This is a genomic window from Okeania sp. KiyG1 (assembly GCF_014132355.1).
Lineage (GTDB): Bacteria > Cyanobacteriota > Cyanobacteriia > Cyanobacteriales > Microcoleaceae > Okeania.
Map to the genome: position 1 here is coordinate 36,340 of NZ_BLZO01000125.1, position 6,943 is coordinate 43,282.

Below are 6,943 nucleotides of genomic sequence, written 5' to 3' on the forward strand. Positions count from 1 at the left end.
ATTCCGTAACGGTTAAAACCCGAGGTAATTATCAATTATCCATTATCAATTATCAATTAATGAAGACAGGTCATGTCTGGAAATTTTTGAAATTGGAAAAGAATGAAGTGTTTATTGATGTGGAGAATTACTATATTAAAGATTCGAGGAAAATTATAAGAATTTTGGTGGAAATGATTAGATCGGTTAAGTCTTTGTAATTAGGTATTAAAGTAATAAGTAGGGTAGGCAAATATCAAAAATTTTACTGTGGATATAAATTCGTCAACATTTGCCCACCATAAATAAATCTAGCGAAAAACTATCTGATTTTTCTCAGGAGAAACCCTATAAAACCTGACAAAGTATGTACCTTCAGGTAAGGTAGATTCTTGATAAGCATTATAACCAGGACAAATTCTGGTTCCTATTTTTTGATAATTTCTAGAAGATAAATTAAAAGCCTTATTCGTTACACAAAATTCTGGTTTTCTAGAGTTACCTCCCTGAGAATTTTTATAACTTGTTATGTCTTGTCGAGGAAATTTTTTATTGTCAGAACTCTCTAGATATATCCAGTCTTCTGTGCGGTCATACCGTCCTTGTGGAGCATCAATATCTAATTTTAAAATGGGAAAACTTTTACATTCGTTAGGAGGAACTGAACCCCATCCCCTCAGTTTTGATGCTTCTACTGTTACACCGTATGGACTACCATAATTGCGAGCTCCTGCTACCGTATAAATTCGTTGTTTTGCCCTAGCTACAAATATTTTCTTTTTATACTCGTTGCAGACTTTAACATTGTAAAATATTTCAGTAATAATATTTACTTGTGAATTTGTTTTTTCCTCTATCAAAAAAGTTAAACTTAGAGCTGTTAAAAACGCAGTAGGATACAACAATAAGTTTTTGAGCCACTTTCTTTTACTGACTATTGGAAATGCTGTGGTTAGATTCAATAATTTTTGTGGATTCATAATTTTTATTCCTATTAAAAATTTACTTTACGTCAAATTAATAAATTGAATATTGTCAAATAATTTCAATTTCAAGAAACAGTTATCTTTCCCTTTATAAAGTTATTATCTATTTCTTATTGCTCGTGGTTTACAGCGATCGCTAGGAGCAGGATAGGCAAATATAAAAAATTTTACTGTTCATATAGATTTATCAAAATTTGCCCACGAGAACTAAATCTAGCGAAAAACTATCTCATTGTTTTTGGAGGTAACATAATAAAATCTGACAAAGTATGCACCTTCAGGTAAGGTAGATTTTTGATACCCATCATGATAACCAGGACAAATTCTGTTTCCTATTCTTTGAGAGTCTTGATAGTTTCTCGAAGAAAAATTAAAACCCTTATTAGTTACACAAAATTCTGGTTTTGTATAGTTACGCCCCTGCTTTTTATAACTGGTTATATTTTGCGGAGGAAACTTTTTATTGTCAGAACTCTCTATATATATCCAGTTTTCCTGACCCCAACTTTTTAAATTTTTTGGATGAGCAGCATCTAATGCTAGAGTGTAAAAATTTTTACATTGGTTAGGAAGAACCGAAATCCATCCCGTAACTTTTGATGCTTGTAGTGTTGTACTGTATCGAGTACCAATTCCAGTTCTTCCTCCTCCTATATAAACTCGCCGTCTTGCCCTAGCTACATATATTTTATTTTTATATTCGTTGCAGACTTGAATAGGGGCACGTATTTCAACATTTTCAATATCAATGGAGTTGGTTTTTTCCTGTATCAAAAAAGTTGAACTTAAAGCTGTTAAAAGCGCAGTAGGATACAACAATAAGTTTTTGAACAACTTTCTTTTTCTGACGATTGGAAATGTTGTGGCTAGATTCAATAATTTTCGTGATTTCATAATTTTTATTCCTATTAAAAATTTACTTTACGTCAAATTAATAGATGGAATATTGTCAAATAATTAAATTTTCAAGAAATAGTTATCTTTCCCTTTCTAAAGTTATTATCTATTTCTTACTGTAAATCTTAAATTTTGGTCTTTCCAACCAGTATCATCTCCTAAATAAATGGTTGCCATATCATACTCACAGGCACATTTCCAACCAGTATTAATTACTTTTCCTGAACTACCACTTCTTCTTCTATGTTGTAAACACATTTCGTAATTCTCTTTAGGAGTATAAATAGTAAAAGTCAATTTTTGATCTTTCCAACCAGTATCGTCTCCTAAACCTACTGACTGAATATCATTATAAGATTTGCTACATTTGCTACTTCTAAGTAATCCGCTAGCGGGGCTAATTCTAGTATGCTCCAAACAAATTTTTGCGCCACCAATTGCTCTAAAAGCTAATTCTTGATCCTTCCAACCAGTATCATCTCCTAATCCAATCCATTGACTAAAATCACCTGCTCTTGAACATATCCAATTAGTATCTATCACATTTCCAGATGAACCACTTATTCTTGTATGTCTCAGACATAAACCGGGAGCAGTATTTTGACTATTTGTTTTTGAACTAATACCAAGTATCAATAGTGTTGTTGCTACAAAACAATAGCCTATTTTTTTGAAGTTTTTAGGCATAATATTTATCCTAAATCTGGATGACTTAATTAATAGATAGATTCATCAATAATGACAATAATAGATTGAAGATTATCAAATAATTCAAATCTTAATAACCAGTTACAGTTATTCCGTTTTCTTCGAGGTCTTTTTCTACTTCTTCTTCTACCTCTTCTTCTATTTGTTGTTTTTGTGTCCTATTCAAGGTTCGCTTCATTCTTTTCATTTCTCGTTCAATCTCGTCGGCAATATGTTTTTCTACCTTCTGCTTGGAAATTTTATTCCCATTATTAATTGCTTCTTGTGTAATATTGAAAGATGCTGCTTGTCTAATTGACTTTTTCAACTGAGAAACTTGGCTTTGGTCTAGGGTTTTTAACGCTCTTCCCCCTTGTCTTACAGCATCTGATGCTGGTTCAATTACTTCAGGCCCAATTTTAATAAGCTGTTTTGCTACTCTACATCCCAATAATGAAGGAAAGGTAATTAACAAAACAGCCGTTAATTTTAAATATTGATTTTTCATACTTATCCTTTATTAGTAAATAACTTAGTGTTCATAAACAGCTAATGAAATATGTCTTAATACCCGATCAATTTTGAATTTTTCATAAGTTTCTTAATACCAATTCAATGTTACACCTAGCAGACTGTAATTCATCTAAAGTTAAATCGCTAACATCAATATATTCAACGTTAAGATATAATTCATCAAAATCTAGCTCGTTTAAACTGTCTAATATATCAGTAAAACTATCTAGAACTGTCGGATCAATTTCATTAATGTCTATGTCATCTCCATCCCAATCAAGATCCTCAAAAACGTCTGCTATTGCTGGTTCTGCCCATCCAATTATTGGTCCAAAAATTAGAGCTAACCTAACAGCTACCCAAAGGGCTTTCGGTATTTTAAATGATGGATTGTGTTGATTTTTTCTAACTGTTGATGTTTTGTTATTTAGTTGAGAAAGTAATTTAATTACCTTCTTAAGTTCTTCTTGTTTTTTGCGTTTTTTTCTATTGAAAAACATAGATGTAACTTTTGTGGCTTTCATAGATTAGATATTCTCCAGCGATAAAAATTGTTATAGTTTTACCAAGTAATCTAATACCTAATAATTTACTACAACAGATAATCAGACCTACTACTTATAAAACCTCACAAAAAATAATGTATGACTAAACATAATCATCAGAAAATATCAGATTTTTTTCCCGAAATATCAGAAAACATCAGATATAATAGGAATAAATTCCTAACTAAATTTGACTAATGACTCTTAATGAAGTTTTAAGGTTTGTTGATGATGTGGTTTTTGACAAAACTGGCAAACACCTTGATAGTCTGCAAGAAGCTATTTTACGCGCTACTTGGCAAGGGGAAAAATACTCAAAGGTTGCTCAACAATATCACTGCACTAAATTTCATGTGGGCAATGTCGCTTCCAATTTATGGCAACTTATTTCTCAGGAATTAAAAGAAAAAATTCATAAGTCAAATTTCCGCGCTGCGATGGAAAGATATCAAGTTTCTAATGTTTCAAGTATATTTAATTTCGGACAAAGTAATTATGTAAAAGGTAATATTAATCTCTGTACAGATAACACTCATTCCCCAGAAACCAAACAAAAATTACCCACTACACAAACAGCAAACAAAAATAACACCCCACTGCCAAAACTCGACCTCAGAGACGCACCAGATATCAAAAAAACATTCTACGATCGCTCCACCGAACTCACAACTCTCAAAACCTGGATAGTCAAACATCGCTGTCGTCTTATCGCCGTCTCAGGAATAAGCGGTATCGGTAAAAGCACTATTATTCGTCACCTCATCCCAGAAATAGAATCTAATTTCGACTACATCATCTGGCGCACCCTCCGCACATCTCCACCCCTAAACGTAACCCTCAAAAATTTAATTGAAATTATCTCCAACGTAACAGAAATAAACCTCTCCAATAACACCGATGGTCAACTGTCATTGCTCGTTGAAAAATTACGAGATATGCGTTGTCTAATTATTCTAGATGACCTACAACAAATACTCAGTAGTGGGCAACTTATTGGTAACTATAAACCAGCATACGAAAACTATGGCAACCTATTTAAAATTATCGGCGAACTTCCTCACAATAGTTGTTTGATTCTGAATAGTTGGGAGCCACCTTTAGAAGTTTTCAGTTTTACAGATAATGACTCAGCAGTACATTTATTTCAGTTAACTGGTTTAACGGAAAAGGTGGCGCGTGAGATGCTGAAAAATCAAGGATTATCGGATGAGGAAAAATGGCAAGAATTGATAAACTTCTATCAAAGTAATCCTCAATGGTTAAAATTAGTAGGGCAGACAATTAAAAATTTATTGGGTGGGAGTGTCGCTCAATATTTGAGTTATCAACCATTATTTTTGTGCAGAGAATTAACCAATATTTTCCAGCAACATTTTCAACGTTTGTCTGAATTAGAAAAACAAATTATTTTTCTACTCAGCGAACAACCAAAATCTGTTTCAGTTTCCCAAATATTAGAAAAATCCCAATTATCATCACCAGAATTATTTCAAACATTACTATCTCTAGAAAGACGAAGTTTGATAGATAAAATTACAGAGGAAAAAGAGATTTCATTTGGCGTTAAAGCTATATTTAAGCATTACATAAAAAATTATCGGGTAAGGACATAGGTAAGAAGGAAGAAGGAAGAGGGAAGAGGGAAGAAGTAGGGGCGGATGGCCATTTGCTAACGTAGAGCTGCTGCTTTATATGTTGCGGAGCAAAACGCCCCTACACGATTTTTGTTGTGACGATGTGGTTCATCAATTTGAAAAGTAATTATTTTGCTCAAGGACAAAAACAGTGGGAGCATCTTGCTCCCTTCCCTTATATCATGTCCGGATAATTAGTTATAAAAAAAAACTTTCTCCTTCAACTCCAGTTCTTCTTCTTTCTTCCCTCTTTCCTCCTGACTCCTGACTTCCCCTCCCAGGAGGGGTTAGGGGGTGGGTTGACTCCTGACTCCTCCGTAGTTATTTATTTATCACTGTTCAACCGGACATCATATTACTCGTATTTTGCTCCCATGAAGCGTCGCTGTTCATCCCCATCTACCATTACGCGAGCAGGACTATCCAAGAAGTTATATCATGTCCGGATAATTAGTGATGAAAAAAACTTTCTCCTGCTCTTCCCTCTTTTTCCATCCTGACTCCTAATATCATGTCCGGATAATTAGTTATAAAAAAACTTTCTTCTTCTTCTCCTATTCTTCCTCTTCCTTTGGACAGAAAAATCAAGGAACAATTCTTACTCCTAACTCCTCGCTCATTCCCATTTCTCCTGTCTCCTGACTCCTGACTCCTGACTCCTACTCTCACCCATAAGACTTCCATAAGCAAACCCTAAATATAATTTCCGATCCAAGAGACGGCACTTTCTACATCAGTTACCTGTTTTCCATCAGGAAGAGGAGGTCGTTGGATCATTACCACTGGAATACCTAATTCCCGCGCCGCAATAATTTTTGGATATGTAGCATCGCCACCACTATTTTTACTAACGATCGCCTCTATATTGTATTTTTGTAAAAGCGACCGCTCTTCTAATAAGGAAAAAGGTCCACGTTTAGTCAATAGTTTTCCTGGGGGTATTAAGCTATTCAGTTGAGGTTGGTCTATGGTCCGCATTAAAAACCAGAGGTTGTGGAGATGAGCATAACTTGCTAACTCTTGACGACCGATGCTCAGAAATACTCGTTGAGCGAATTTTGGTAAAATTTCGATAACAGTTTCGTTATTTGCTACTTCCACCCAGCGGTCGCCTTCTGTTTTTTCCCATGCAGGGGAGATGAGCATCAAATGAGGAATATTCAATTCTGAAGTAGCGATCGCTGCATTCCAAGAAATTTGAACGGCAAAAGGATGAGTTGCATCAATTAGCAAATTTATTTGTTGCGATCGTAGATATTCTGTTAACCCTGGTACACCACCAAAATTCCCTATTCTTGTATGGGTAGATTTTATCGAAGGTTGACGAGTGCGACCAGCTAGGGAATTGATTACCTCTAACCCTGGTATTTTAGTAGCTAAAGCTGCCAGTTTCCATCCATTTCCAGTGCCTCCCAAAATCAGCACTCGTTTTTGTTTTGTCATTTTATATCAAATTGATAAGTTTTTGCTACAAATAGCTAGGATATTTCTTAGGAGTCAACCCACCCCTAACCCCGACCGTGGAGGGGAAGTCAGGTAGGGGAACCGTCGGATTGGCGACGTACAGGAGTCAGGAGGAAATAAAGAAGAACAAAGAGGAGGAGAAGGAGAAAGTTTTTTTATCACTAATTATCAGGACTTACGCAAAGGAAGTACATATAGTAGATAATAACTATAGCACTATGGTACATATAGTGTTTTG

Annotated in this window: 7 protein-coding genes; 1 reads left to right on the top strand and 6 read right to left on the bottom strand. The window is 34.7% G+C overall.

The window, feature by feature from the left end; genetic code table 11:
• Positions 1 to 290 precede the first annotated feature (290 nt).
• The 5 genes from SAGCYANO_RS30205 to SAGCYANO_RS30225 all read right to left on the bottom strand — a co-directional run bounded on the left by SAGCYANO_RS30205 (position 291) and on the right by SAGCYANO_RS30225 (position 3,586).
• Positions 291 to 959: a hypothetical protein gene (locus SAGCYANO_RS30205; protein ID WP_202223439.1), complete on the bottom strand. Its 669-nt coding sequence runs from the start codon at positions 957 to 959 to the stop codon at positions 291 to 293.
• A gap of 219 nt (positions 960 to 1,178) precedes the next feature.
• Positions 1,179 to 1,859, bottom strand: a complete 681-nt coding sequence (locus SAGCYANO_RS30210) for a hypothetical protein (protein WP_202223440.1) — start codon at positions 1,857 to 1,859, stop codon at positions 1,179 to 1,181.
• Between the two features lie 105 nt (positions 1,860 to 1,964).
• Positions 1,965 to 2,549 carry a hypothetical protein gene (locus SAGCYANO_RS30215; protein ID WP_202223441.1) on the bottom strand — a complete coding sequence of 195 codons (585 nt, stop codon included), beginning with the start codon at positions 2,547 to 2,549 and terminating at the stop codon, positions 1,965 to 1,967.
• 91 nt (positions 2,550 to 2,640) lie between these two features.
• Positions 2,641 to 3,057: a hypothetical protein gene (locus tag SAGCYANO_RS30220; RefSeq protein WP_202223442.1), complete on the bottom strand. Its 417-nt coding sequence runs from the start codon at positions 3,055 to 3,057 to the stop codon at positions 2,641 to 2,643.
• An 82-nt stretch (positions 3,058 to 3,139) separates the two neighbouring features.
• Positions 3,140 to 3,586: a hypothetical protein gene (locus SAGCYANO_RS30225; protein ID WP_202223443.1), complete on the bottom strand. Its 447-nt coding sequence runs from the start codon at positions 3,584 to 3,586 to the stop codon at positions 3,140 to 3,142.
• Between the two features lie 218 nt (positions 3,587 to 3,804).
• On the opposite strand from SAGCYANO_RS30225, the gene SAGCYANO_RS30230 reads away from it, so the two are divergent.
• Positions 3,805 to 5,220, top strand: coding sequence for an ATP-binding protein (locus SAGCYANO_RS30230; protein ID WP_202223444.1), 1,416 nt, complete (start codon positions 3,805 to 3,807; stop codon positions 5,218 to 5,220).
• Between the two features lie 714 nt (positions 5,221 to 5,934).
• Here SAGCYANO_RS30230 and SAGCYANO_RS30240 read toward each other — a convergent pair.
• The gene (locus SAGCYANO_RS30240; protein ID WP_202223446.1) at positions 5,935 to 6,684 is read right to left on the bottom strand and encodes a cobalt-precorrin-6A reductase; all 750 of its coding nucleotides are present in this window, start codon (positions 6,682 to 6,684) and stop codon (positions 5,935 to 5,937) included.
• Positions 6,685 to 6,943: the final 259 nt, after the last annotated feature.

Excerpts from the sequence above, each read along its gene's own strand:
- SAGCYANO_RS30240 (WP_202223446.1), bottom strand. The coding sequence starts at position 6,684 with ATGACAAAACAAAAACGAGTGCTGATTTTGGGAGGCACTGGAAATGGA.
- SAGCYANO_RS30205 (WP_202223439.1), bottom strand. The coding sequence starts at position 959 with ATGAATCCACAAAAATTATTGAATCTAACCACAGCATTTCCAATAGTC.
- SAGCYANO_RS30210 (WP_202223440.1), bottom strand. The coding sequence starts at position 1,859 with ATGAAATCACGAAAATTATTGAATCTAGCCACAACATTTCCAATCGTC.
- SAGCYANO_RS30225 (WP_202223443.1), bottom strand. The coding sequence starts at position 3,586 with ATGAAAGCCACAAAAGTTACATCTATGTTTTTCAATAGAAAAAAACGC.
- SAGCYANO_RS30230 (WP_202223444.1), top strand. The coding sequence starts at position 3,805 with ATGACTCTTAATGAAGTTTTAAGGTTTGTTGATGATGTGGTTTTTGAC.
- SAGCYANO_RS30215 (WP_202223441.1), bottom strand. The coding sequence starts at position 2,549 with ATGCCTAAAAACTTCAAAAAAATAGGCTATTGTTTTGTAGCAACAACA.
- SAGCYANO_RS30220 (WP_202223442.1), bottom strand. The coding sequence starts at position 3,057 with ATGAAAAATCAATATTTAAAATTAACGGCTGTTTTGTTAATTACCTTT.